At 70.0% G+C, this 23,632-nt stretch carries 22 protein-coding genes; 11 read left to right on the top strand and 11 right to left on the bottom strand.

Annotated elements, in window-relative coordinates:
• The first annotated feature begins 107 nt into the window (after positions 1-107).
• Positions 108-803, top strand: a complete 696-nt coding sequence (locus tag ACLQ2T_RS09470) for a TetR/AcrR family transcriptional regulator (protein ID WP_425765625.1) — start codon at positions 108-110, stop codon at positions 801-803.
• An 83-nt stretch (positions 804-886) separates the two neighbouring features.
• Here the strand turns inward: ACLQ2T_RS09470 and ACLQ2T_RS09475 are convergent, their stop codons facing one another.
• Positions 887-1,639, bottom strand: a complete 753-nt coding sequence (locus ACLQ2T_RS09475) for a DUF4190 domain-containing protein (RefSeq protein ID WP_425765626.1) — start codon at positions 1,637-1,639, stop codon at positions 887-889.
• A 5-nt stretch (positions 1,640-1,644) separates the two neighbouring features.
• Positions 1,645-1,944: a CD225/dispanin family protein gene (locus ACLQ2T_RS09480; protein WP_327024128.1), complete on the bottom strand. Its 300-nt coding sequence runs from the start codon at positions 1,942-1,944 to the stop codon at positions 1,645-1,647.
• 154 nt (positions 1,945-2,098) lie between these two features.
• On the opposite strand from ACLQ2T_RS09480, the gene purN reads away from it, so the two are divergent.
• The gene (gene purN / locus ACLQ2T_RS09485) at positions 2,099-2,716 is read left to right on the top strand and encodes a phosphoribosylglycinamide formyltransferase (RefSeq protein ID WP_425765627.1); all 618 of its coding nucleotides are present in this window, start codon (positions 2,099-2,101) and stop codon (positions 2,714-2,716) included.
• Positions 2,713-4,284, top strand: a complete 1,572-nt coding sequence (purH, locus tag ACLQ2T_RS09490; protein ID WP_425765628.1) for a bifunctional phosphoribosylaminoimidazolecarboxamide formyltransferase/IMP cyclohydrolase — start codon at positions 2,713-2,715, stop codon at positions 4,282-4,284. Before purN ends, purH begins: the two co-directional genes overlap by 4 nt.
• A gap of 77 nt (positions 4,285-4,361) precedes the next feature.
• Here purH and ACLQ2T_RS09495 read toward each other — a convergent pair whose 3' ends face one another.
• The 5 genes from ACLQ2T_RS09495 to ACLQ2T_RS09515 form a co-directional block, all read right to left on the bottom strand.
• On the bottom strand, positions 4,362-5,384 hold the full coding sequence (locus ACLQ2T_RS09495; RefSeq protein ID WP_425765629.1) for an ABC transporter ATP-binding protein: 1,023 nt from the start codon (positions 5,382-5,384) through the stop codon (positions 4,362-4,364).
• Positions 5,368-6,405, bottom strand: coding sequence for an ABC transporter ATP-binding protein (locus ACLQ2T_RS09500; RefSeq protein WP_425765630.1), 1,038 nt, complete (start codon positions 6,403-6,405; stop codon positions 5,368-5,370). Before ACLQ2T_RS09500 ends, ACLQ2T_RS09495 begins: the two co-directional genes overlap by 17 nt.
• A 7-nt stretch (positions 6,406-6,412) precedes the next feature.
• Positions 6,413-7,369 (bottom strand): ABC transporter permease, encoded by a 957-nt coding sequence (locus tag ACLQ2T_RS09505; RefSeq protein WP_425765631.1) that lies wholly within the window; start codon positions 7,367-7,369, stop codon positions 6,413-6,415.
• Positions 7,362-8,300, bottom strand: a complete 939-nt coding sequence (locus ACLQ2T_RS09510; RefSeq protein ID WP_425765632.1) for an ABC transporter permease — start codon at positions 8,298-8,300, stop codon at positions 7,362-7,364. The genes ACLQ2T_RS09505 and ACLQ2T_RS09510 overlap by 8 nt, the downstream gene beginning before the upstream one ends.
• Before the next feature lie 84 nt (positions 8,301-8,384).
• Positions 8,385-9,989, bottom strand: a complete 1,605-nt coding sequence (locus ACLQ2T_RS09515; protein WP_425765633.1) for a peptide ABC transporter substrate-binding protein — start codon at positions 9,987-9,989, stop codon at positions 8,385-8,387.
• A 440-nt stretch (positions 9,990-10,429) separates the two neighbouring features.
• Between ACLQ2T_RS09515 and ACLQ2T_RS09520 the strand changes: the two genes are divergently transcribed.
• Complete coding sequence (locus ACLQ2T_RS09520; RefSeq protein WP_425765634.1) at positions 10,430-11,290, top strand: bifunctional methylenetetrahydrofolate dehydrogenase/methenyltetrahydrofolate cyclohydrolase; 861 nt, start codon at positions 10,430-10,432, stop codon at positions 11,288-11,290.
• A 176-nt stretch (positions 11,291-11,466) separates the two neighbouring features.
• Positions 11,467-12,417, top strand: a complete 951-nt coding sequence (locus ACLQ2T_RS09525) for a malate dehydrogenase (protein WP_425765635.1) — start codon at positions 11,467-11,469, stop codon at positions 12,415-12,417.
• A 73-nt stretch (positions 12,418-12,490) separates the two neighbouring features.
• Here the strand turns inward: ACLQ2T_RS09525 and ACLQ2T_RS09530 are convergent, their stop codons facing one another.
• On the bottom strand, positions 12,491-13,273 hold the full coding sequence (locus ACLQ2T_RS09530) for a TetR/AcrR family transcriptional regulator (protein ID WP_425765636.1): 783 nt from the start codon (positions 13,271-13,273) through the stop codon (positions 12,491-12,493).
• Between the two features lie 76 nt (positions 13,274-13,349).
• Between ACLQ2T_RS09530 and ACLQ2T_RS09535 the strand changes: the two genes are divergently transcribed.
• Positions 13,350-13,748, top strand: coding sequence for a VOC family protein (locus tag ACLQ2T_RS09535; RefSeq protein ID WP_425765637.1), 399 nt, complete (start codon positions 13,350-13,352; stop codon positions 13,746-13,748).
• Between the two features lie 242 nt (positions 13,749-13,990).
• The gene (locus tag ACLQ2T_RS09540; RefSeq protein WP_425765638.1) at positions 13,991-15,208 is read left to right on the top strand and encodes an NADP-dependent isocitrate dehydrogenase; all 1,218 of its coding nucleotides are present in this window, start codon (positions 13,991-13,993) and stop codon (positions 15,206-15,208) included.
• 415 nt (positions 15,209-15,623) lie between these two features.
• Here the strand turns inward: ACLQ2T_RS09540 and galT are convergent, their stop codons facing one another.
• The 3 genes from galT to ACLQ2T_RS09555 all read right to left on the bottom strand — a co-directional run bounded on the left by galT (position 15,624) and on the right by ACLQ2T_RS09555 (position 19,902).
• Complete coding sequence (gene galT, locus ACLQ2T_RS09545; protein ID WP_425765639.1) at positions 15,624-16,700, bottom strand: galactose-1-phosphate uridylyltransferase; 1,077 nt, start codon at positions 16,698-16,700, stop codon at positions 15,624-15,626.
• The gene (gene cysC, locus ACLQ2T_RS09550; protein ID WP_425765640.1) at positions 16,700-18,229 is read right to left on the bottom strand and encodes an adenylyl-sulfate kinase; all 1,530 of its coding nucleotides are present in this window, start codon (positions 18,227-18,229) and stop codon (positions 16,700-16,702) included. Before cysC ends, galT begins: the two co-directional genes overlap by 1 nt.
• A gap of 125 nt (positions 18,230-18,354) precedes the next feature.
• Positions 18,355-19,902, bottom strand: coding sequence for a glycosyltransferase family 2 protein (locus ACLQ2T_RS09555; protein WP_425765641.1), 1,548 nt, complete (start codon positions 19,900-19,902; stop codon positions 18,355-18,357).
• 214 nt (positions 19,903-20,116) lie between these two features.
• On the opposite strand from ACLQ2T_RS09555, the gene ACLQ2T_RS09560 reads away from it, so the two are divergent.
• Genes ACLQ2T_RS09560 through ACLQ2T_RS09575 form a run of 4 tightly spaced genes read left to right on the top strand, consistent with a single transcriptional unit; the run spans position 20,117 to position 23,550 of the window.
• On the top strand, positions 20,117-21,031 hold the full coding sequence (locus ACLQ2T_RS09560) for an ABC transporter ATP-binding protein (protein WP_425765642.1): 915 nt from the start codon (positions 20,117-20,119) through the stop codon (positions 21,029-21,031).
• Positions 21,024-21,899: an ABC transporter permease gene (locus ACLQ2T_RS09565; RefSeq protein WP_425765643.1), complete on the top strand. Its 876-nt coding sequence runs from the start codon at positions 21,024-21,026 to the stop codon at positions 21,897-21,899. Before ACLQ2T_RS09560 ends, ACLQ2T_RS09565 begins: the two co-directional genes overlap by 8 nt.
• Positions 21,896-22,840, top strand: coding sequence for an ABC transporter ATP-binding protein (locus ACLQ2T_RS09570; protein ID WP_425765644.1), 945 nt, complete (start codon positions 21,896-21,898; stop codon positions 22,838-22,840). Before ACLQ2T_RS09565 ends, ACLQ2T_RS09570 begins: the two co-directional genes overlap by 4 nt.
• Positions 22,840-23,550: an ABC transporter permease gene (locus ACLQ2T_RS09575; RefSeq protein ID WP_425765645.1), complete on the top strand. Its 711-nt coding sequence runs from the start codon at positions 22,840-22,842 to the stop codon at positions 23,548-23,550. Before ACLQ2T_RS09570 ends, ACLQ2T_RS09575 begins: the two co-directional genes overlap by 1 nt.
• The last annotated feature ends 82 nt before the right edge of the window (positions 23,551-23,632 follow it).

Here is a 23,632-nt window from a genome sequence, read left to right on the forward strand (position 1 = left end):
AGTCTCCTCTCGAAATGGAGAGCAGTGCTCTCCTGTGAGAGCTATGTTCACCGAGCCGGGTCGATTAGTCAAGAGCAGTGCTCTCGTATGTGTGCGACACTCGCTGTATGCCAGCCGCCAGCATCCGGGCCCGGGCCAGGGCCGAGATGATCAACGAGATCAAGGCGATCGCCCGTGCGCACCTGGCGGCGCAGGGGGCGAACCTGTCACTGCGGGCGGTCGCCCGGGACATGGGGATGGTCTCCTCGGCGATCTACCGCTACTTCGCCAGCCGGGACGAACTGCTCACCGCCCTGATCGTGGACGGTTACCACGCCCTCGGGGACGCCGCCCAGGCCGCTGACGCCGGGATCACCGACCGCGCGGACCTGCGGGGCCGCTGGCTGGCGGTCTGTCACGCGGTACGCCGCTGGGCGTTGACCCACCCCGCCGAGTACGCCCTGCTCTTCGGTAGCCCGGTCCCCGGCTACGCCGCCCCCCAGGAGACCACCATGGCGGCGGTCCGGACCCCCACCGTCCTGATCGGCATCCTCGCCGAGGGGTTCGCCGCCGGGATCCTGACCGACCCCGGTCCGGGTGACCTGCCGGGGGCGGTGCAGGCCGATCTGGCCGCCGTCCGGGCCGGATTCTTCCCCGGGGTTCCGGAGAGCCTGCTGGGTCGCGGGGCCATCGGCTGGATGCACTGCTTCGGTGCGGTGAGCTTCGAGGTCTTCGGTCAGCTCGACGGCCTGATCCAGGCGCGCGAGGAGTACTTCGATCACCAGATGCGCCGGATGGCCGACCTGATCGGCCTATCCGGATAGCTGCCGAGCCTCGCCGGGGCGCCCGCCCGGCAGACGGCTGAGGGGCGTCCCGATGATCCGGAACGCCCCTCGATGCGTGGTGCTCAGAGTTGTGTCGGCAGGCTGATATTGATCACTAGCAGCACGATCTGGAACAGGCCGAGCAGCACGCCGACACCGCCGCAGATCATGCCGGTCAGCGCCTGCCCCGAGTTGTTGGCCAGACCCTGGTCGGCCTTCTGCTTGCCCAGCCACCCGGTGATCAGCGCGGCCGCGCCCAGCGGGATGCCGAGATAGCAGCAGAACAGCGGAATCGCCGCGATGCCGAGGATCATCGAGATCAGGCCGAGGCTGTTCTGCTGGCCACCCGGGGCGGCGAAGCCGGCCTGCGGGTACATCGGTCCGCCACCGTACGGCTGCTGTGCCGCGTACGGGTCACCGTAGGGCTGACCCGACATCGGCGGCTGTCCGTAGGCCGGCTGCCCATAGGCGGGCTGCCCATAGTCCGGCTGCCCGTAGGCCGGGGGTTGGTTGGCCGGCGGCGCGGAGTACGGGTCGTGCGGTGCCGGGGAGTACGGAGCGTGCGGCGCCGGGGACACCGGCGGTGGGGAGGAGACCGGCGGCGGGGAGGACACCGGCTGTTGACCGTACGGATCGGCCGGGGCCGACTCGGACGGCGCGTACGGATCCGCCGCCGGGGTGTACGGATCCACCGGCGGGCTGTACGGGTTGGCCGGCGGCGGAGAGTACGGGTTCCCCGGCGGCGGAGAGTACGGATTGGCGGGCGGCGAAGAGGTCGGATCGCCGTACGGCGGCTGCTGGCCGTACGGGTCCTGACCGGGGTTACCTGGCTGCATCCGGATCAGTAGCTCATCGCGGTGCTGCTGTTGAGCGCGCCGACCAGGCTGCTGCCCACGCAGCACACCAGAATGATCGCGATCCAGGCGATGCCGACGATCAGGGCCCACTTGGACCACTTCTTCGACTCGGCCGAGGCGGCCTGGGCGCCGGCGTAGTCGCCCTGCTGGAGCAGTGTGTTGACCTTCGAGGCGTTGATGAGCGCGGGGATGGCCAGCGGCCAGAAGAGGAAGATCGCGACGATCGACATCGTCATGTTGTTGTCGATCTGCTGAGGTGGTTGCGAGGGGTATCCGGGCTGCATCTCGATGTGCTCCTCAGGTTGCGTGCACTGACGGGTGCGGGCCGGACGCGCGCCGGTCCCGAGCGACCGGCAGCGTACCTGGTCCACGCGAATTCGGCAGTTGCCGATCCGGTTGCGCCCAGCGTCCGGACCTCGGTCGGGGGCCGGATAGGGTGTGCCGGTGAACGAGCCCGCCCGCATCGTCGTCCTGATCTCCGGCTCCGGAAGCAACCTTCAGGCCCTGCTGGACGCGACCGCCGACCGGGCGTACGGCGCCCGGGTGGTCGCGGTGGGTGCGGACCGTGACGGCATCGCCGGCCTGGACCGGGCGGTCGCCGCGGGGGTGCCGACCTTCGTGGAGCGGGTCTCCGATCATCCGACCCGGGAGCAGTGGGACGCCGCGCTCACCGACCGGGTCGCCGAGCACCGACCCGACCTGGTCATCTCGGCCGGTTTCCTCAAGCTGGTCGGCGCACGTTTCCTCGCCGCGTTCGGCGACCGCTACCTCAACACCCACAACACCCTGTTGCCGGCCTTCCCCGGCATCCACGGCCCGCGTGACGCCCTCGCCTACGGGGTGAAGGTCACCGGGGCGACCCTCTTCTTCGTCGACGCCGGCATGGACACCGGCCCGATCGTCGCTCAGGTGGCGGTGCCCGTCCATGACGACGACGACGTCGACACCCTCACCGAACGCATCAAGGAAGCCGAGCGGCAGCAACTCGTCGAGCAGGTGGGCCGACTGGTCCGCGAGGGCTGGACGATCACCGGAAGAAAGGTCACAGTTCCGTGAGTTCCATCCAGGACGGGCGCCGCCCGATCCGGCGGGCACTGGTCAGCGTCTACGACAAGACCGGGCTGGTCGAGTTGGCCCAGGCGCTGCACACCGCCGGTGTGGAGATCGTCTCCACCGGCAGCACCGCCTCGACGATCGCCGGCGCCGGTGTACCGGTGACCCCGGTGGAGCAGGTGACCGGCTTTCCGGAGATCCTCGACGGCCGGGTGAAGACCCTGCACCCGAAGATCCACGGCGGGCTCCTCGCCGACCTGCGCAAGGACACCCACACCGCCCAACTCGACGAGCACGGCATCGCCGGGATCGACCTGCTGGTGTCGAACCTGTACCCCTTCCAGGCCACGGTCGCCTCCGGGGCCAGCCAGGACGAGTGTGTCGAGCAGATCGACATCGGCGGCCCGGCGATGGTGCGGGCCGCCGCCAAGAACCACGCCTCGGTGGCGGTGGTGACCGATCCGGCCGCGTACCCCCTGCTGCTGGCCGCCCTCGACGAGGGTGGCTTCACCCTGGCGCAGCGCCGGGCGCTGGCCGCCCGCGCCTTCGCCGACATCGCCGAGTACGACGTGGCCGTCGCCGACTGGTTCGCCACCACCCTCGCCCCCTCCGCCGAGGGTTGGCCGCAGTTCGCCGGGCTGGCCCTGCGTCGGCAGGCGGTGCTGCGCTACGGCGAGAACCCGCACCAGGGCGCGGCCGTCTACGCCGACCCGGCGAGTCCGGCCGGGTTGGCCCAGGCCGAGCAGTTGCACGGCAAGGAGATGTCGTACAACAACTACGTCGACGCCGACGCCGCCTGGCGGGCCGCGAACGACTTCGCCGACCAGCCGGCGGTGGCCATCATCAAGCACGCCAACCCGTGCGGCATCGCGGTCGGCACGGACGTGGCCGACGCCCACCGCAAGGCACACGCCTGCGACCCGGTCTCCGCCTTCGGCGGGGTCATCGCGGTGAACCGGCCGGTCTCGGTCGAGCTGGCCGGGCAGATCGCGGAGATCTTCACCGAGGTCGTGGTGGCCCCCGGGTACGAGCCCGGTGCGGCCGAGGTGCTCCAGGCCAAGAAGAACATCCGGTTGCTGCGGGCGCCGGAGTTCCGGCCGCAGTCGGCCGAGTGGCGGCAGGTCACCGGCGGGGTACTGGTGCAGCAGCGGGACGCGATCGACGCAGGCGGCGACGACCCGGCGACCTGGCGGCTGGCCACCGGCGAGGCGGCCGACGAGGCCACCCTGGCCGACCTGGCCTTCGCCTGGCGGGCCGTACGCGCGGTCAAGAGCAACGCCATCCTGCTGGCCCACGACGGTGCGACCGTGGGTGTCGGCATGGGCCAGGTCAACCGGGTCGACTCGGCCCGCCTGGCGGTCAGCCGGGCCGGTGCCGACCGGGCCGGCGGCGCGGTCGCGGCCTCGGACGCCTTCTTCCCGTTCGCGGACGGCCCGCAGATCCTCATCGACGCCGGCATCCGGGCCATCGTGCAGCCCGGCGGCTCGATCCGCGACGAAGAGGTGATCGCCGCCTGTAAGCAGGCCGGGGTCACCATGTACCTGACCGGCACCCGGCACTTCTTCCACTGACCCCGGCACCGCCCGGCGGTGCCCGATGTTAAGAAGGGCCCCTTCCTCTACGCGAGGCGTTAGGAAGGGGCCCTTCCTTACTCCCGGAGGGCGGCGAAGTGGCAGGCGGAGGGGTGCGGGTCGGCCGCGCGCGGTACCGCCTGCGGATCCTCGATCGCGCAGATCTCCTGCGCCTTCCAGCAGCGGGTGCGGAAGTGGCACCCGCTCGGCGGGTCGGCCGGGCTCGGCACGTCACCGGTCAGCCGGATGATGTCCCGGCGGTCCCGGGCCTCCGGGTCGGGCAGCGGTGCGGCGGAGAGCAGCGCCTGGGTGTACGGATGGGTGGCCCGCTCGTAGATCTGCTCCTCGGTGCCGATCTCCACGATCCGACCCAGGTACATCACCGCGATCCGGTCGGAGATGTGCCGGACCACGGACAGGTCGTGGGCGATGAAGATGTACGACAGGCCGAACTCGTCCTGGAGTTCCTCCAACAGGTTGATCACCTGGGCCTGGATGGAGACGTCCAGCGCGGAGACCGGTTCGTCGCAGACGATCACCTCGGGGCGCAGGGCCAGGGCCCGGGCGATGCCGATGCGCTGCCGCTGACCCCCGGAGAACTGGTGCGGGTACCGGTTGATGTGTTCCGGGTTGAGCCCCACCACGTCGAGCAGTTCCCGGACCCGTCGCTGCCGGCTGCCCTTGGGTGCCGCCTCCGGATGGATCTCGAAGGGTTCGCCGATGATGTCGCCGACCGTCATCCGGGGGTTCAGGGAGGTGTACGGATCCTGCATGACCATCTGCATGTTGCGCCGGATCCGGCGCAGCTCGCCCCCGGAGGCGGCGAACAGGTCGCGTCCGGCCAGGGTGGCCCGCCCGGCGGTCGGGCGTTCCAGCCGCATCAGCAGGCGGGCCAGGGTGGACTTGCCGCAGCCGGACTCACCGACGATGCCCAGGGTCTCGCCCCGGTGCAGGGTGAAGCTGACCCCGTCGACCGCCTTGACCGCGCCGACCTTCCGTCTGAACAGCACCCCCCGGGTGATGGGGAAGTGCTTGACCACCTGGTCGACGTCGAGGATGGTCTCGCCCCGGACCGTGGTGGGGCTAGCTGGCGCGGTCATCGTGCACCTCCTGCGCGAAGTGGCAGGCGCTGGTCCGGCCGTCTCCGAGGACCAGGTCGTGCGGCACCACGTCGACACAGACCTGCTGCACGTACGGGCAGCGGGGATGGAAGGGGCAGCCGCTGGGGATGCGCATCAGGTTGGGGGGTAGCCCTCGGATGGTGGAGAGTTTCCCGCCGCGCTGGTCCAGGCGGGGGATCGATTCCAGCAACCCCTTGGTGTACGGGTGGGCGGGCGCCCGGTACAGCGGGCGGACCTCGGCGTGCTCGACGATGCGGCCGGCGTACATGACCGCGATCCGGTCCGCCACGTCGGCGACCACCCCCAGGTCGTGGGTGATCAGGATCATCGCCATGTCCAGGTCGCGCCGCAGGTCGGCGAGCAGATCCATGATCTGGGCCTGCACGGTGACGTCCAGGGCGGTGGTCGGCTCGTCGGCGATCAGCACCTTGGGTTCCATGGCCAGCGCCATCGCGATCATCACCCGCTGGCGCATGCCCCCGGAGAACTGGTGCGGGTAGTCGCCCAGGCGACCGGCCGCCCCGGGGATCTGCACCAGTTCCATCAGCTGCACGGCGCGACGGCGGGCGTCGGCCCGGGACATGCCGAGTCGTCGGCGCAGGGTCTCGCCGATCTGCCAGCCCACCGGAAAGACCGGGTTCAGCGCGGACAGGGCGTCCTGGAAGATCATCGCGATCTCCTTGCCGCGTACCTGCCGGCGCTGCTCCTCGGGCAGGGCCAGCAGGTCCCGGCCATGGTAGTAGATCTCGCCGCAGCGGATGTCCGCCGGCGGAATGTCCAGGATGCCCATGATGGCCTGGGCGGTGACGGACTTGCCGGAGCCGGATTCGCCCAGCACGGCGAGCGTCTCACCGGGGTCCAGGTGATAGCTGACCCCGTTGATCACCTTGGCCACCCCCTCCCCGGTACGGAACTCGATGTGCAGATCCCGTACCTCGAGCAGGTGGCCGCCGGGGGGTGTCGGGGAGACCGGCGTCGGTTCGACCGTGTGCTGACTCATGGGCAGGTCACCGCAGTTTCGGGTCGAAGGCGTCGCGGATCGCGTCGCCGAGCATGATGAACGCCAACACGGTCAGGGCCAGGAAGGTCGACGGGACCACCAGGGGGGTGGCCGACTCCCGCATGTGCACCCGACCGTTGTTGATGTCGATGCCCCAGGAGATGGTGGGTTCCTTCAGCCCGATGCCGAGGAACGACAGGGTCGCCTCGGCGGCGATGAACGAACCCAGGGCGATGGTCAGCACCACGACCGCCGGGGCCAGCGCGTTCGGCAGGATGTGCCGCCACATGATCCGGCCGTTACCGGCGCCGAGCATTCGGGCCGCGGCCACGTAGTCCTGCTGCCGGGCGGTGATCACCGAGGAGCGGACCACCCGGGCGGTCGTGGTCCAGCCGAGCACCGCCAGCACGAAGATGACCGAGGCGAGTCGTACCGTGGCGCTGTCACTGGCCACCCGCTTGAGCAGGACGATCGCGGCCAGCAGCAGCGGGATGCCGAGCACGATGTCGACGATCCGGGAGAGCACCGCGTCGACCCAGCCGCCGAAGTAGCCGGCCAGCATTCCGACGACCAGCGCGATCACCCCGGTGAGCAGCGCCGAGAGGGCGCCGACCAGCAACGAGGCCCGGGCACCGTAGACCGCCCGGGCGTACGTGTCGCAGCCCTGGAAGTCGTACCCGAAGAGGGCCCCGCCGCTCGGGGCGGCATGTTGGCGGGCCAGTACGCAGTCCGCCGGGTCGTTGCGGGTGAACAGCCCGGGTGCGACCGCCATCGCGGTGATCAGCAGCACCAGCAGCAGGCTGATCCAGAAGATGGGTTTGCGGCGCAGGTCCCGCCAGGCGTCGCCGGCCAGGCTGCGGGGCTTGTTGGGCTGGCCGATCCGGCCCGGGGTGCGCGGATCGCCCGACACCCCCCGCCGGGCGGCCTGGTTCTCCGAGGACGCCACCGTCTCGAAGTCACTCATAGCGGATCCTCGGGTCGAGTACGGCGTACAGGATGTCCACCACCAGGTTGGAGACGAGGTAGACCACGACGAGCACGCTGACGATGCCCACCACCAGTGGGCCGTCCTCGGTGCGGATGCCACGGAACAGGTTGAAGCCGACGCCGGGGATGTTGAACACCCCTTCGGTGATGATCGCGCCGCTCATCAGGTTGCCCAGTTCCACCCCCAGGAAGGTGATCACCGGGATCAGCGAGTTGCGCAGCACGTGCACGCTCACCACCCGTCGCCTGGGCAGGCCCTTCGACCGGGCGGTACGCACGTAGTCGGCACGCAGGTTCTCCGCCACCGAGGTACGGGTCAGCCGCAGCGCGGTGGCCAGGGAGAGGGAGCCGAGCACGAGGCCGGGCAGCAGCAGGGCGTAGAAGTCCGGGTCGGCGCCGGAGGTGGCCGGGAAGAGTTGCCACTTGACGCCCAGGAGGTACTGCGCGAGCGGGGCCAGCACGATGGTCGGGATGCCGAGCACCAGCAGGGTCAGCAGCAGGGTGGAGTTGTCGAAGATGCTGCCGCGCCGGATGCCGGCGAGCACCCCTGCGGTGACCCCGAAGATGACGGCGACCGCTATGGCGATGAGGGCCAACTTGATGGTGACCGGCCAGGCGTTGGCGAGGATCTCCCCGATGGACCGGCCGGTGAGCGACTCGCCCAGGTCACCTCGGACCAGGTTCGACAGATAGTCGAAGTAGCGGTAGAAGAAGCCGCCGATGCCGGTCGCGTCCAGGTGGTACTTCTCGGTCAGGTACGCCCGCTGGGCGGCGGTGACGGGCCGCTCGCCGGCCAGGGCCTGGATCGGGTCGCCCTGACCGGCGAACATCAGGGCGTAGACGATCAGGGTGGTGCCGAAGAAGGCCACGACCATCTGGAGCAGCCGCCGCACGATGAAGCGGAACATACTTGGCAGTCTCCCTGAAAAAGGGCGAATGCCGTGGCGGGTCGGGTCATCACGCGATGACCCGACCCGCCTTTTCGTGCTGTGTTACTTGACTGCCTCGATCTTGAGCAGGTCGACCCGGTCGAAGAGGTCCACCTCGACGTTCTTCACCTTGGTCGAGTGCCCGAAGTTGTTCTGACCGAACCGCAGCGGCACCACCGGCATGTCCTGGGCCAGCAGGTCCTCGGCGGCCTGGTACTTCTTGATCGCCTCTTCCTCGCTGGACGCGCTGACCCCCTCGGCGAGCAGCTTGTCGAACTCGGGGTTGCTGTAGCCGTAGTAGTTCGACGAGCCGTTGCTGCTGAACAGCGGGCCCAGGTAGTTCTCCATGGAGGGGTAGTCCATGACCCAGCCCATCCGGAACAGGCCCACCGGCTGCTTGTCCTTCACCTTGGTCAGCAGGTCGGCGAACTTCGGCTCGGCGTTGCCGACGCAGTCCACGCCCAGGTTGGCCTTGAGCTGGTTGCAGGTGGCGTCGATCCAGTCCTTGTGACCACCGTCGCCGTTGTACGACAGGGTGATCTTCGACGGGCCACCGGCGGCCTGGTACAGCTCCTTGGCCTTGACCGGGTCGAACTCACCGGCGGTGCCGATGGTGTTGTCCCGGTACCCGGCGACGACCGGCGAGACGAACGAGCGGGCCGGCTGCTGGGAGTCCTTGAAGATCGACTTGGTGATCTCGTCGCGGTCGATCGCCATCGAGATGGCCTTGCGCACGTCCGGGTTGCTGAACTCCTCCTGGAAGGTGGGGAAGGCCAGGAAGTGCAGCGAGGAGGCCGGGCTCTGCCGGAACCGGTCACCCAGGTCGACGGAGGCCGTCGACAGGTTCTCGGTGGGGATGGTCTTGATCACGTCCAGGTTGTCCGACAGCACATCCGCGTACGCGGCGGTGAGCTGCTGGTAGATCCGGAACTCGACGCCGGCCACCTTCGGCTGCTCGCCGGGGAAGGCGTCGTACCGCTCGACCTCGACCTTGGCGTCGTGCTGCCAGTCGCCCTTCATCTTGAACGGGCCCTGACCGATCGGCGCCTGCTCGTACCCCTCGGCCAGCACCCCGGGTGCGGAGAAGGCGGCCTTCGGCAGGGGGTAGAAGGCGGTGTAGCCGAGGATCGACTTGAACTCGCTGTACGGCTGGGACAGGGTGACCGTGAAGGTCTGGTCGTCGACCTTCTTCAGCCCGCTGAGGGTGGTGGCCCCGGGGGTCTCGCCCTGCAGGTCCTCGTAGCCGGCGATCTTCTCGAAGAAGTAGCTGGAGTTCTGCCCGTTGGGGGCGTACGCGCCGTAGTTCCAGGCGTCGATGTAGTTGTCGGCGGTGACCTTCTCGCCGTTGTGGAAGGTGTAGCCGTCCTTGAGCTTCACGGTCCAGGTGGTGTTGTCCTCGGACGTGATCGACTCGGCCGCCACCTCGTACGGTTTGTGCGCCTCGTCGTAGTCGACCAGCGGGCTGAACAGGGCCGACAGCACCTGGGAGCCGCTGGTCTCGTTGGTGTTGGTCGGCACCAGGTGTTGCGGCTCGGCGATCTCGATCCGCACGGCCGCCTGGGGGTCGCTCTCGCCGGATCCACTGCCGCCACCCGAGCCGCAGGCCACCAGGCCCAGGGTCACCGCGAGCGGGATAGCAGTCCAGGCCGCGAGCCTACGAACACGCATCAGGCCTCCTCATCTCCTTACGCAACGCAGCCGGACCCGGCATTGGGTGACTCTGCGTAACGAGAAGCAACGGTAGATCCGTGAGCTGCGGCCGACCACGTGCCGGTTGCGAACGGATAACGGAAGGGGGTCGGTGCGCTTGTCGGGTGGGCTTGTCCGTGCTATAAGTTCCTCCTGCTTTATCCCGACATCAGTGGGCAAAAAGTATGCGAGGTTTCGGGAAGGCTGGGGGAGGTTGGTGGCCAACCGGGGCTGGTCCGGCGGTCTGCCAAACCCTGGGGCCTCCCCGCCCGGTTGTCCGATCCGAGGTCCGAACAGCCGCCGGCAGATCACTCAGGGTGACAATGGGCACATTGCGGAGAGTGGCCCCCCGGCTCGGGTGTGGTGAGCTGGCCTGGTCCGCGCCAGCCGGACGTACCGGTCATGAGACGATCTGAGGCGTGACGGCGACGCTTCTGGACGGTAAGGCGACCGCAGCCGAGATCAAGGACGAGCTGCGGGCACGGGTCAAGGCGCTGGCGGAGCGGGGCATCGTGCCCGGGCTCGGCACGGTGCTGGTCGGCAGCGACCCCGGCTCCCAGGCGTACGTCAACGGCAAGCACCGGGACTGCGCCGAGGTCGGCATCGCCTCGATCCGGCGGGAACTGCCGGCCGAGGCCACCCAGGCCCAGGTCGACGAGACCCTGGCCGAGCTGAACGCGGACCCGGCCTGCCACGGCTACATCGTCCAGCTGCCCCTGCCCGGTCACCTGGACACCCAGCGGGTGCTGGAGCTGATCGACCCGGACAAGGACGCCGACGGTCTGCACCCGGTCAACCTGGGGCGGCTGGTGCTCGGCTACGACGGGCCCCTGCCGTGCACCCCGCGCGGCATCGTGGAACTGCTCCGCCGGCACGAGGTGCCGCTGCGGGGGGCCAACGTCGCCGTGGTCGGCCGGGGCAACACCGTGGGCCGCCCGCTGGGCCTGCTGCTCACCCGACGCAGCGAGAACGCCACCGTGACCCTGTGCCACACCGGCACCCTGGACCTCGCCGCGCACACCCGCGCCGCCGACATCGTGATCGTCGCCGCCGGGGTACCCGGGCTGCTCACCGCCGACATGATCACCCCGGGGGCGGTCGTGGTCGACGTGGGCATCACCCGGGTGATCGGCCCGGACGGCAAGGGCCGCTACACCGGCGACGTGGACCCGGAGGTCGCCGAGGTGGCCGGCAAGCTGGTGCCGATGCCCGGCGGCGTGGGCCCGATGACCCGCGCCATGCTGCTCAGCAACGTGGTGGAACGCGCCGAACGCGGCTGAGGTGTAAGGAAGGGCACCTTCTTAACGCCTCCGGTAGAGCAAGGGTCCCCCATTAACACCCAGGGCAGCGCAGCGAAACCCCCTAGCTGCTCATAACCGTCCGCCCCTGGCCTGATCGGTGCCACCATGGCTGATACGGTCCGGAAAACCGACTGGTATCAGGGAGTGGGACGACCATGGGTAAGAAAGTCACTGTCGTCGGCGCCGGTTTCTACGGCTCCACCACCGCACAGCGCCTGGCCGAGTACGACGTCTTCGACACCGTCGTGATCACCGACATCGTGGAGGGCAAGCCCGCGGGTCTCGCCCTGGACCTCAACCAGTCGCGGGCCATCGAGGGCTTCGAGACCAAGATCGTTGGCGTCACCACCGGCCCGAACGGCGAGGGTTACGAGGCCATCGAGGGCTCGGACGTGGTGGTCATCACCGCCGGTCTGCCCCGCAAGCCGGGCATGAGCCGGATGGACCTGCTGGAGACCAACGCGAAGATCGTCCGCCAGGTCAGCGAGAACGTGGCCAAGTACGCCCCGAACGCCGTGGTGATCGTGGTCTCCAACCCGCTGGACGAGATGACCGCGCTGGCCCAGCTCGCCACCCAGTTCCCGCACCAGCGGGTGCTCGGCCAGGCCGGCATGCTGGACACCGCCCGGTTCACCAACTTCGTGGCCGAGGCACTGAACGTACCGGTGAAGTCCGTCAAGACCCTGACCCTCGGCTCGCACGGCGACACGATGGTGCCGGTGCCCTCCAAGAGCTCGGTCAACGGCAAGCCGCTGCGCGAGGCGATGCCCGCCGAGCAGATCGAGGAGCTGGTCGTCAAGACCCGCAACGGTGGTGCCGAGGTCGTGGCGCTGCTCAAGACCGGCTCGGCCTACTACGCCCCCTCGGCCGCCGCCGCCCGCATGGCCAAGGCCGTCGCGGAGGACTCCGGCGAGGTCATGCCGGTCTGCGCCTGGGTCGACGGTGAGTACGGCATCTCCGGGGTCTACCTCGGGGTCGAGGCCGAGATCGGCGCCCAGGGCGTCAAGCGGGTCGTCGAGACCGACCTCGACGCCGACGAGCTGGCCGCCCTCAAGGAGGCCGCCGAGGCCGTCCGCGCCAAGCAGGCCGACGTAGCCTCCATGTAACCCACCCCTTGCTGAGTTGATCAAGAGGTTTGCGTCTCGGAGGAACCGATCCGAGACGCAAACCTCTTGATCGTCAGGGGGAAGGGTGGGTGGGTGGGGGTGGGGCAGTGATCAGGGTGGTCAGGGAGTCCAGGACTCGGGTCAGGCCGAAGGTGTAGGCGTGGTCCGGGTGGTAGGCGGCGTTGTGGGCGGCGCCTGCGGCGGCACCTACCCGGACAGCGGTGGGGTACCGCCGTTCGTCGAGGACCTCGGCCAGCAGGGGGGCGTTGGCGGTCCACCACTGTTCGTCGGTCCAGGCGCTGGACTGTCGGGCGGACTGCGCCTCGATCGCGGAGCGGGCCGCCGCCCGGACGAAGTCGAGAACGTAGGTCAACGCGGCGTCCCGGGTCACATCGTCCAGGCCGGTGTCGTCGAAGGCGCGTAGCTCGTACTCGTACTTGGCCATCAGGCCCGGCCCCAGCGGCGGCCGGCCGGTGGCGACCTCCGCGGCCCACGGATGGGCCGCGAAAAGCTCCCGGTTGTCCTGGGCCAGCGCAGCCACCCGGGTACGCCACGACTGGCCGGAGCGGTCCGGCCGGGACATCTGTGCGTAGAGCGCGTCCAGCATCAGGTCGAGCAGTTCGGCCTTACCCGGCACGTACGTGTAGAGGGTCATCGGCGCCACACCGATCGCCTTGGCCAGCGACCGCATGGTCACCGCGTCCAACCCCGCACCGTCGGCCAACTCGATCGCGGCCTGCACGATGTCGTCCAGCGAGTGGCCCTGGCGTGGGCCGCGCCGCGGACCCTCCTCGGTTCGACGCCACAGAAGTCGCAGGGTGTGGGCGGGGTCTCCGCCTCCGGTCCGGTGGGGCATCCCTGGATCCTCGCAGGTCAAATCACCGTACGCAGTACGTAGTACAATGTACGAAGTTTAGTTTCTGGGAGGGCACGTGCAGATCACCGGATCGGCCATCTCGCTCAACGTCCAGGACGTCTCGGCCTCGGCCGAGTTCGTCAAGCAGCACTTCGGGTTCCGGGAGGAGATGTCGGCCGACGGGTTCGTATCACTGATCCGCGAGGGGGTGGGCTTCAACCTGGTCTTCCTGCGTACCGGGCTGGAGAGCCTTCAGCCGCCGAGCCTCAAGGCCCAGCGGGCCGAAGGGGTGCTCGTCGCCTTCGTGGTGGACGACATCGACACCGAGTACGCCAACATCCAGGCGGCCGGTGTGCCGATCACCACACCGATCCAGACCGAACCCTGGGGGGAGCGCTTCTTCCAGGTGACCGACCCCAACGGGGTGATCCTCCAACTGGTCCAGTGGATGCACGACCCGGCGCAGGCCGGCTGAGCCCGGCGCGCGGACAGGCATGTTCCGGGCCCGGTGGGGTACTTCCGCGCCGGGCCCGGCGGCCCGTCCGAGCGCGCTGACCGAATCGCCGGCCCGGCAGCCCGCCTGCGGCGCGAGGGCCTGGTCGCGACGGTTCAGGTCCTGGGCGATCGGCCGACCGGTGGCCGCGACGTTCCTGGTTCGGGCGGGTCCAGTACGCTCGTACTGCTTGAGCATGTGTCCCCCGAGAGGAGCGCCGGCCGATGGCGAAGATCAAGGTAAACAACCCGGTCGTGGAGCTCGACGGCGACGAGATGACCCGGATTATCTGGAAGCAGATCCGGGAGCAGTTGATCCTGCCCTACCTCGACGTCGACCTGCACTACTACGACCTGTCGATCCAGCACCGCGACGCCACCGACGACCAGGTGACCGTCGACGCCGCCAACGCCATCAAGGAGCACGGCGTCGGCGTCAAGTGCGCGACCATCACCCCGGACGAGGCCCGGGTGGAGGAGTTCGGGCTCAAGAAGATGTGGCGGTCGCCGAACGGCACCATCCGCAACATCCTCGGCGGTGTCGTCTTCCGCGAGCCGATCATCATGTCCAACGTGCCGCGGCTCGTCCCCGGCTGGACCAAGCCGATCATCATCGGCCGGCACGCCCACGGTGACCAGTACCGGGCCACCGACTTCGTCGTGCCCGGCCCGGGCAAGGTGACCATCACCTACACCCCGGCCGACGGCGCCCAGCCGATCGAGATGGAGATCGCCAACTTCCCGGGCGGCGGCATCGCGATGGGCATGTACAACTACGACGACTCGATCCGGGACTTCGCCCGGGCGTCGTTCCGGTACGGCCTGGACCGGGGCTACCCGGTCTACATGTCGACCAAGAACACCATCCTCAAGGCGTACGACGGTCGGTTCAAGGACATCTTCGCCGAGGTCTTCGAGAACGAGTTCAAGGCCGAGTTCGACGCCGCCGGCCTCACCTACGAGCACCGGCTCATCGACGACATGGTCGCCGCCGCGCTCAAGTGGGAGGGTGGCTACGTCTGGGCCTGCAAGAACTACGACGGTGACGTGCAGTCCGACACGGTCGCGCAGGGCTTCGGCTCCCTCGGCCTGATGACCTCGGTGCTGCTCTCGCCCGACGGCCGTACCGTCGAGGCCGAGGCCGCCCACGGCACGGTCACCCGGCACTACCGGCAGTGGCAGAAGGGCGAGAAGACCTCGACCAACCCGATCGCCTCGATCTACGCCTGGACCCGGGGCCTGGCCCACCGGGGCAAGCTGGACGGCACCCCGGCGGTCACCGAGTTCGCCAACACCTTGGAGCAGGTCATCGTCGACACCGTCGAGGGCGGCCAGATGACCAAGGACCTCTCGCTGCTGATCTCGCGGGACGCCCCGTGGCTGACCACCGACGAGTTCATGAACGCGCTCGACGAGAACCTGGCGCGCCGCCTCGCCGCCTGATCCGTCGCACCGAGCGAGCCCGTCGACCCCTCAGGGGCCGGCGGGCTCGCTCGTTCCCCGGCTCTCAGCTCCGGCCCGGCCTCCGCTCCCGGTCCCGACCCCGGGCTGGTCTCGGCACAACCGACGTGTCCGGACAAGACGTGCCAATCTGGCGTCACCTGCCCCGGCGCGCCTCGTTGACCTGAGTGGACGAGATGCCAGTCCCGTCCCTGGAAGGTTGATCGTGGCCGCCGTGCGGCCCGAGTGCCCAGCCAGCCTTCCCGGCTGTCGAGCACAGCCAGCCGTCCCTTCCCTGCGGGGGGCCCTGTCCCGGGCCCCCCGCGCCCTGTTCCGGCCCGCCTCGCTCTGTCCGGGGCCCTCGCGCTCTGTCTTCAGGACTTGCCGCTGCCCGGCCCGCGATTCAGGCGGCTGTGGGTCAGGCGGCGCGGAGTAGGGCGGCGGCCTGCTCCGGGGCGATGTCGTTGATGAAGACTCCCATCGCGGACTCCGACCCGGCCAGGTACTTCAGTTTGTCCGCCGCCCGCCGGATGCTGAACAGTTGCAGATGCAGGTGACCCAGTTCGCGGTCGATGCGTACCGGGGCCTGGTGCCAGGCGGCGATGTACGGCATCGGGCCGTCGAACAGCCCGTCGAAGCGGCGCAGCAGATCCAGGTAGAGGGGGCCGAAGGCGTCCCGTTCGGCCTCGGTCAACGCCGGCAGGTCCGGCACCGGCCGGTGCGGGGCGACATGCACCTCGAAGGGCCACCGGGCGGCCGCCGGGACGTACGCCGTCCAGTGTTCGTTGGCGGTGACCACCCGCTCGCCGGAGGCGCGTTCGGCGCCCAGCACGTCGGCGTAGAGGTTGCGCCCGCCGGTGCGGGCGGCGTGGCGGCGGGCCGCGGCCAGCAGTGAGCGGGTACGCGGGGGAAGGAAGGGGTAGGCGTAGATCTGCCCGTGCGGGTGGTGCAGGGTCACCCCGATCTCCACCCCCCGGTTCTCGAAGCAGAAGACCTGTTCCACCTCGGGCAGCTCACCCAGCACGGTCGTACGGTCGGCCAGGGCGTCGAGCACGGTGCGGACCCGGCGCGGCGGCAGGGCGGCGAAAGAAGCCTGGTGGTCGGCGGTGAAGCTGACCACCTCGCAGCGGCCCCGGCCGGGTCGGGCCGGGGTCAGGGGGGTGATCTCCGCCGGCTCGGCGACCACCCGCTCGCTGAAGGCCGGGAACCGGTTCTCGAACACCACGACGGCGTAGTCGGGCGCCGGGATCTCGCTGAGCCGCTGGGCGGTGGAGGGGCAGAGCGGGCACCGGTCGGCCGGGGGCAGGAAGGTGCGGGTCTGCCGGTGTACGGCCAGCGCCACCCACTCGTCGGTCAGCGGGTCGTAGCGCAGCTGGGAGGCGGGCGGGGGAGGCGGCAACTCCCGCCGGTCCGGCTGGTCCCGGACGACATCGTCGTGCTCGTCGTAGTAGATCAGCTCCCGGCCGTCGGCCAGCCGGATCGCGGTGCGCCGCATCAGAAGGACTGTAGGCGCGGCTCGATCCAGCCGGTCTCGGTCAGGTGGATCAGGACCTGCTGGACCGCCTCGTCCACGTCCAGGTCACTGGTGTCGACGACCAGGTCGGCGTCGGTGGGTTCCTCGTACGGGTCGTCGATGCCGGTCATCCCGGTCAGCAGCCCGGCTCGTGCCCGTGCGTAGAGGCCCTTGCGGTCGCGTCGCTCGCAGACCTCCAGCGGGGTGGCGACATGCACCAGCACGAACCCGGCACCCGCCGACACCGCCATCTCCCGGGCGGTCGCCCGAGCCTGGGCGTACGGTGCGATCGGGCAGCAGATGCCGATGCCCCGGTGCCGGGCGAGCTCGGCGGCCACCCAGCCGATCCGGCGTACGTTGGTGTCCCGGTCGGCCTTGCTGAAGCCCAGCCCCGCGGTCAGTTCCCGGCGCACCACGTCCCCGTCGAGCAGGGTGATCGTCCGTTCGCCCTGTTCCCGTAGCGCGTCGGCCAGCCCCCGGGCGATTGTCGACTTGCCCGAACCGGAGAGGCCGGTGAGGAAGACCACCAGGCCCCGGTGCCGTCGGGGTGGCCGGGCCCGGCTCAGTTCCTTGGCCACCGCCGGGGGAGTGTGCCACTCCGGCAGCGGGAAGCCCCGGTCCAGCAGGTCCTCGATCTCGTCGTGGGTCAGGGCGAGGCGCCGGTTGCGCGGCGGGATGTCCTCGCGCCAGCGCCACTGGCCGTCCCGGTTGTCGTAGGCCAACTCCCGGGGCACCAGCACCCGCAGCCCGCCCCCGGAGAGCATGTCGCTGGTGGAGAGCAGGTGGGTGACGCCGTACGCGGCCGACACCCGGGCCCGCAGCAGGGCGTCGCCGATCTCGTCCCGTCGGCGGGCCAGGGGCACCGCCACCACGGTCGCCGGGGGCATCCGGTCACGGGCGGCGAACACGCAGCGCACCAGCGCCTCCGGCGGCAACCCGCCGGTGCCGTCCTCGCCGACCGGAATCATGACCAGCAGGTGGGCGCTCAGGGTGCGCACGGCGTGCGCGATCTGGGCCAGTTGCGGCCGGTGCAGGGGCCGGTCGGCGATGACGCCGAGGACCCGTCCCGGTGGCAGCAGGGCGCGGATCTCCTCCGGGGTACGCCGTAACCGCTGGAACGGCCCGTGCCCCCCGTCACCGAGGCGGCGTACGCTGCCGCCCACCCCGGCCACCCCCTCGCGTACCTGCCAGGCGTCGGTGACCTCCAGGGCCGCCACCGGCGCCCCCTCGCCGTCGGTGAGCACCAGGGTGCGTCGGTCCGGGTCGGCCGGGTCGATGTCGCGCAGCAGGGCGGCGGGCACCTGAAGGGTCACCGCGACCGGCCAGGGGGTGCCGTCGACGAGTCGGCCCCGGCGGCTGACCGAGACCAGGTCGGCCCGGGTCAGGAAGCCGGTCAAGGGTGCGTACGCACCGGTCAGCAGCAGCTCCAGATCCGCGAGCTCGCCGGGACGCGGCGTGTACGCCGGTGCGTCCCGCAGCACCTCGTCGGGCAGCACCCACCCGTTGCTCATCAGACCCCCAACTCCGGCGACCGGCACACAGTTTTGCAGCCGACCGCCGATCGGTCGAGGGCACCACCGTCAGCGGCCCGATCACGTCCACTGCTGCCGGACAAAAGCCTCGGCGGCGTACCCGCCTAGGTTCGGGCCAGACCCAGTTGGCGCCGGACCGATCCCGCCATCCGCCGCAACCGGCCCGGTCCGGGTTGCGGTGGCGCGGCCGGGGCCTTCTTCTTCCGCTTGTCCACCACCACCGGCCGGGCACCGTCGGCGGGGCAGGTGATCTCCAGGGGCAGCTTCGTGTCGAGGGACCAGCCGTAGCCGGTGACCCGGGCCTTGAGGATCCACCCGCCCTGGGTACGACCACCGTTGAGGCCGGCGAAGTCGACCGTGACCGCCCCCCGGTAGCGCACCTGGAACTCGTCGGCGGCACCGGCTTCCCGGTCCACCTCGAAGTGCACCGGCAGGAAGAACTCCTCGTGCCCGGTGGCGTGCTGGGCGACCACGTCGAGGCGGGCCCGGCCCAGGTCCTCGGTGCAGTCGACCCACTCGTCGGGCACCTCGACCGGTAGGACCAGCCGGTCCCGGCCGTCGACCTGCCGGATCGTAAGAGGCTCCTCGCCGCTGCGGAGCTGGCTGTTGAGCAGCACGGTCAGGGTCGAGCCGGTCAACTCGTACGCCTTCAGGCGGGTCCGGGCGCGGATGCCGGCGTCCCATTCGGCCAACCGGAGCAGGTCCTCCACCCGTCCCTCGGTCACCAGCCCGACGACCGTACGCTCGACGGCCGGCAGTTGGCCCGCGACCGTCGGCGCGAACCGCTCCTGGATGGTCTTCCGCACCTCCGCGGCGACCTGGTCGACCCAGTCCCGGGGAGCGTTACGCAACCGGTTGCCGCGCAGCCGGCGGATCATCTCGGTGCGCAGCCACCGCCGGTGCAGCTTGTCGCGCAGGGGCCCCGGCTCGGTGTGCGCGTCGACGATGTCCAGCACCTCGCGCAGGCTGCCGTAGTAGCCGGCCGGCTCCATCCGGGTGGCGGTCAGGTTGCCCCCGTCCGGCCGCCGGGCATGGTGGTAGCAGGTGTAGTCGGACAGCACACTCGTCCGCCGGGAGAGCAGGTACGCCCGGATGACGAAGTGATGGTCCTCCAGCCGCTTGCGGTGCTCATCCGGAAAACGCAGGTCGTGCTCCAGCAGGAAGGCCCGGCGGAACATCTTGTGGCAGGTGAGGCTCCCGATCAGCGGCGAGTTCGCCAGCCTGGCGTCGGGGCGGTTGACCCGGAACAGATCCCGGGGCACCGACCTGCCGTGCCCGGTCATCTTGCCGATGGCGATGTCGGCACCGTTGGTCACCGCGTAGCCGTACAGCCGTTCCAGGGCCTCCTCGGCCAGCCAGTCGTCGTCGTCGACGAACTGGACGTACTCGCCGCGGGCCCGGGCCAACGCCAGGTTGCGCGGGCGGGACGGCCAACCGGAGTGCGGGCAGCGCAGCACCTCGACATTGGGGTGGGCGGCGGCCAGAGCCGCCAGCCGGGCGGGGGTGTCGTCGGTCGAGCCGTCATCGGCGAAGATGATCTCGAAGTCCGTCGCCGGCATCGACTGGCGCAACAGCGAGTCGATCAACTGCTGGAGGTGCCCACCCGAGTTGTAGGTCGGGACCACCACACTTACCTTGACCTCGCCCGTCATGGCTCACCGCTACCCATCGTGGTCGTCACAAGACGATTGGTGGGCTTCAGTCTGTACCAGACAATCGATCTTTCCAGGGCGGGGTGGGTGCCCGACCGTCCGGCGGCTGCGCCGGATGCGGCGTCTCCCTAGGGGGGTCGCCGGAAGCAGGATCAGGGAAATCCGGGGCGTGTGCCGGACAGACCATCTTGGCGTCCGTCTCTAGGCTGTCGACGTGACACTGATCGAAACCGAGTCGTTGACCAAGGTCTACGGCGGTGGGGTGACCGCACTGTCGGAACTGACAGTCACGGTCCAGCCGGGAATCGTCGGCCTCGTCGGGGCCAACGGTGCCGGCAAGTCGACCCTGATCAAGCTCCTGCTCGGCCTGCTCACCCCGACCCGTGGCCGGGTCCGGGTGCTGGGTTTGGACCCGACCACCGACCCGGCGAGGGTCCGCGCCCGGGTCGGCTACATGCCGGAGCACGACTGCCTGCCACCTGACCTGTCCGCCGCCGAACTGGTCACCCATCTCGGGCAGATCAGCGGCCTACCGCGTACCGCCGCCCGGGAACGGGCCTCCGAGGCGCTGCGGCACGTCGGGCTGCACGAGGAACGCCATCGCCCGGTGGGGGGCTACTCCACCGGCATGAAGCAGCGGGTGAAGCTCGCTCAGGCCCTGGTGCACGACCCCGACCTGCTGCTGCTCGACGAGCCCACCAACGGCCTCGACCCGGCCGGCCGGGACGCCATGCTGGCCCTGGTGCACCGGATCGGCACGGAGTTCGGCATCTCCGTACTGGTCTGCTCCCACCTGCTCGGCGAGGTCGAGCGGATCTGCGACACCCTGGTCGCCATCGACGGCGGACGGCTGCTGCGAGCCGACCACATCGCCGCGATGACCTCGACGACCGATGTGCTCGCCGTCGAGGTCAGCGAGGGCACCGAAACCCTGGCCGCCCGACTGGCCGCCCTCGACCTGCCGGTCAGCCGGGAGGGGCGGCTGCTGCTCGTCCCTCTGGCCGACCAGCAGACGTACGACCTGATCATCGGTGCGGTTGCCGACCTGGACCTGCCGCTGCACCGGCTCGACCAGCGCCGGCACCGGGTGGCCGAGCTCTTCGCCCGGAGGGAGGACAGCCATGTCTGAACCGACCGGGGTCATCCACGACATCGGCTACCAGCGCTACACCGGCCCACGACTGGGCCGCCGACACGTCTTCGGCGCGATGTACCGCCACGGGGTGCGGACCGCCTTCGGGCTGGGCCGCAGCGCCAAGGCCAAGATCTTCCCCTGGCTGTTGGTCGGCATCGTCCTGATGGTGGCCGTCGCCGCCACGGCCATGCGTACCCAACTCGGCCAGGTGGTGATGACGTACGCCCAGTTCGCCGACAACATGAGCTGGCTGGTCATCTTCTTCGTCGCGGTGGCCGCACCGGAACTGGTCTCCCGGGACCTGCGCAGCGGGGTGCTCCCGCTGTACTTCTCCCGGCCGTTGCCTACCGCCGACTACCCGTTGGCCAAGCTGCTGGCGCTGGTCACCGCGCTCTGGCTGCTGCTCGGCGCGCCGCAACTGCTGATGTTCCTCGGTGCCGCCTTCACCAGCGACGGCATGGGCGCGGTCTGGGACGAACTGCTGGACCTGCTGCCCGGCCTGCTCTACGCCGGGTTGTGGGCGGCGGTCTTCGCCTCGGTGGGCCTGCTGATCGCCTCGCTGACCGGCAAGCGGGCCTTCGCCGCCGGTGGCATCGTCGCCGTGTTCCTGATGACCACCCCGATCGTCGGGGTCCTGTCGATCCTGCCCTCGCAGGCCGCCAACCAACTGGCCGGTATCGCCTCGCCGTCCACCCTGGTGCAGGGGGTCGGAATCTGGACCATGCGCGACCAGTTGATCACCGAGGGGGAAGGCCCGGACCTGGGATCCTTCGGCCCGGTGTACGCCCTGGTCGCCGTCGCCCTGATCGCCGCCGGGGTCGCTCTGCTGCTGGCCCGCTACCGGAAGGTGGCCGCCCGATGACCACGACCAGTAATCCCGCCCCGGCCGCCACCAGCACCCTCGACCTCGCCGGGGTGTCCCGCTGGTACGGCAACGTGGTGGCGGTCAACGACGTGAGCATGAGCCTGGGGCCGGGGGTCACCGGACTGCTCGGGCCCAACGGCGCCGGCAAGACCACCCTGCTACACATGATGGCCGGGTTCCTGGCCCCCTCCCGTGGGCAGGTGACCCTGGACGGTCTGCCCACCTGGCGCAACCCGGAGGTCTACCGACAGTTGGGGTTGGTCAGCGAGCGGGAGGCCGTGCACAGCTTCCTCACCGCGTACGAGTTCGTGCTGGCCACCGCGAAGCTGCACAAGCTGCCCGACCCGCAGGCGGCGGCCCGCCGGGCGATCGCCATGGTCGAGTTGGAGAGCGCGCAGGACCGCCGGATCGGCACCTACTCCAAGGGCATGCGGCAGCGTGCCCGGGTCGCCGCCTCCCTGGTGCACGACCCCCAGGTGCTGCTGCTGGACGAGCCCTTCAACGGCATGGACCCGCGGCAACGGCTGCACATGATGGAGTTGCTGCACTCCCTCGGCGACGCCGGCCGCACCATCCTGTTCAGCTCGCACATCCTGGAGGAGGTCGAGCAGGTCTCCGGGACGGTGCAGGTGATGGTCGCCGGGCGGCTGGCCGCCTCCGGTGACTTCCGCACCATCCGTCGGCTGATGACCAACCGGCCGCACGTGTTCGCCATCCGCTCCACCGACGACCGGGCCCTGGCCGTGGCCCTGATGGCCGAGCCCTCGGTGACCGGGGTGGAGTTGGGCCGCGACGGGCTGACCGTACGGGCCGGCGACTACGGCGCCTTCACCCGGGTGCTGCCGAAGGTGGCCCTGGCCCAAGGCGTACGGGTGCGCCAACTGTTGCCCGAGGACGAGTCCCTGGAGAGCGTCTTCTCCTACCTGGTGGAGGCCTGATGTCCACTGTCTGCTGGATCACCGCGCGCGGGCTGTTCGGGCGTCGCCGGTTCCTGTTGCTGCTGCCCCTGCCACTGCTGCTTGTCGTGCTGGCCGTGCTGTCCCGCGGTCTGGGGGTGGCCCCGTCCGACTGGGGGCCGCCGGTGCTGGTCGGCCTCGGGCTGGCCGTGGTGCTGCCGGTGGTCGCGTTGATCGTCGGCACCGGGGTGCTCGGTGCCGAGATCGACGACGGCACGGTCGTGCACGTGCTGACCACCCCCTTGCCGCGCTGGCAGATCGTGCTGCCGAAGCTGGCCGTGGCGGTCGGCGCCACCGCGGCCACCGTGGCGGTGCCGCTGTTCGCCGCCGGCCTGCTGGCCGACTCGGTACGCCTCGGGCTGGGGCTGGCCGTCGCCGCCTCGGTGGGCGCCCTGGCCTACTCGGCGCTGTTCGTGGCGGCCAGCCTGCTGACCCGGCGGCCGGTCCTGCTCGGCCTGGTCTACGTGCTGATCTGGGAAGGGCTGCTCGGCAACGTGGTCACCGGCACCCGGGTGTTGTCCATCCAGCACTACGTGATCGCCCTGGCCGACCGGCTGGCTCCGACGAACCTGCTCGACACGACGGTCTCCGTACCGGTGGCGGCCGTGATGACCGTGCTGATCTGTGTCGGTTTCACCCTGCTGGCCATCAACCGCCTCCGCTCCTTCTCGGTAGCCGGCGAAACCAGCTGAGGTGTAAGGAAGGGCACCCTTTTAACGCCTGCGGTAGAGGAAGGGCCCCTTATTAACAGTGCCCGATCGGCACGTGTTAATA

The sequence above is a fragment of the Micromonospora sp. DT229 genome (assembly GCF_049844505.1).
Taxonomy (GTDB): domain Bacteria; phylum Actinomycetota; class Actinomycetes; order Mycobacteriales; family Micromonosporaceae; genus Micromonospora.

Coding starts and splice junctions, on each gene's coding strand:
- ACLQ2T_RS09480 (WP_327024128.1), bottom strand. CDS start 1,944: ATGCAGCCCGGATACCCCTCGCAACCACCTCAGCAGATCGACAACAAC.
- ACLQ2T_RS09505 (WP_425765631.1), bottom strand. CDS start 7,369: ATGAGTGACTTCGAGACGGTGGCGTCCTCGGAGAACCAGGCCGCCCGG.
- ACLQ2T_RS09555 (WP_425765641.1), bottom strand. CDS start 19,902: ATGACGGGCGAGGTCAAGGTAAGTGTGGTGGTCCCGACCTACAACTCG.
- ACLQ2T_RS09500 (WP_425765630.1), bottom strand. CDS start 6,405: ATGAGTCAGCACACGGTCGAACCGACGCCGGTCTCCCCGACACCCCCC.
- ACLQ2T_RS09565 (WP_425765643.1), top strand. CDS start 21,024: ATGTCTGAACCGACCGGGGTCATCCACGACATCGGCTACCAGCGCTAC.
- ACLQ2T_RS09470 (WP_425765625.1), top strand. CDS start 108: ATGCCAGCCGCCAGCATCCGGGCCCGGGCCAGGGCCGAGATGATCAAC.
- ACLQ2T_RS09525 (WP_425765635.1), top strand. CDS start 11,467: ATGGGTAAGAAAGTCACTGTCGTCGGCGCCGGTTTCTACGGCTCCACC.
- ACLQ2T_RS09575 (WP_425765645.1), top strand. CDS start 22,840: ATGTCCACTGTCTGCTGGATCACCGCGCGCGGGCTGTTCGGGCGTCGC.
- ACLQ2T_RS09540 (WP_425765638.1), top strand. CDS start 13,991: ATGGCGAAGATCAAGGTAAACAACCCGGTCGTGGAGCTCGACGGCGAC.
- ACLQ2T_RS09570 (WP_425765644.1), top strand. CDS start 21,896: ATGACCACGACCAGTAATCCCGCCCCGGCCGCCACCAGCACCCTCGAC.
- ACLQ2T_RS09510 (WP_425765632.1), bottom strand. CDS start 8,300: ATGTTCCGCTTCATCGTGCGGCGGCTGCTCCAGATGGTCGTGGCCTTC.
- cysC (WP_425765640.1), bottom strand. CDS start 18,229: ATGAGCAACGGGTGGGTGCTGCCCGACGAGGTGCTGCGGGACGCACCG.
- galT (WP_425765639.1), bottom strand. CDS start 16,700: ATGCGGCGCACCGCGATCCGGCTGGCCGACGGCCGGGAGCTGATCTAC.
- ACLQ2T_RS09515 (WP_425765633.1), bottom strand. CDS start 9,989: ATGCGTGTTCGTAGGCTCGCGGCCTGGACTGCTATCCCGCTCGCGGTG.
- ACLQ2T_RS09495 (WP_425765629.1), bottom strand. CDS start 5,384: ATGACCGCGCCAGCTAGCCCCACCACGGTCCGGGGCGAGACCATCCTC.
- ACLQ2T_RS09475 (WP_425765626.1), bottom strand. CDS start 1,639: ATGCAGCCAGGTAACCCCGGTCAGGACCCGTACGGCCAGCAGCCGCCG.
- ACLQ2T_RS09530 (WP_425765636.1), bottom strand. CDS start 13,273: ATGCCCCACCGGACCGGAGGCGGAGACCCCGCCCACACCCTGCGACTT.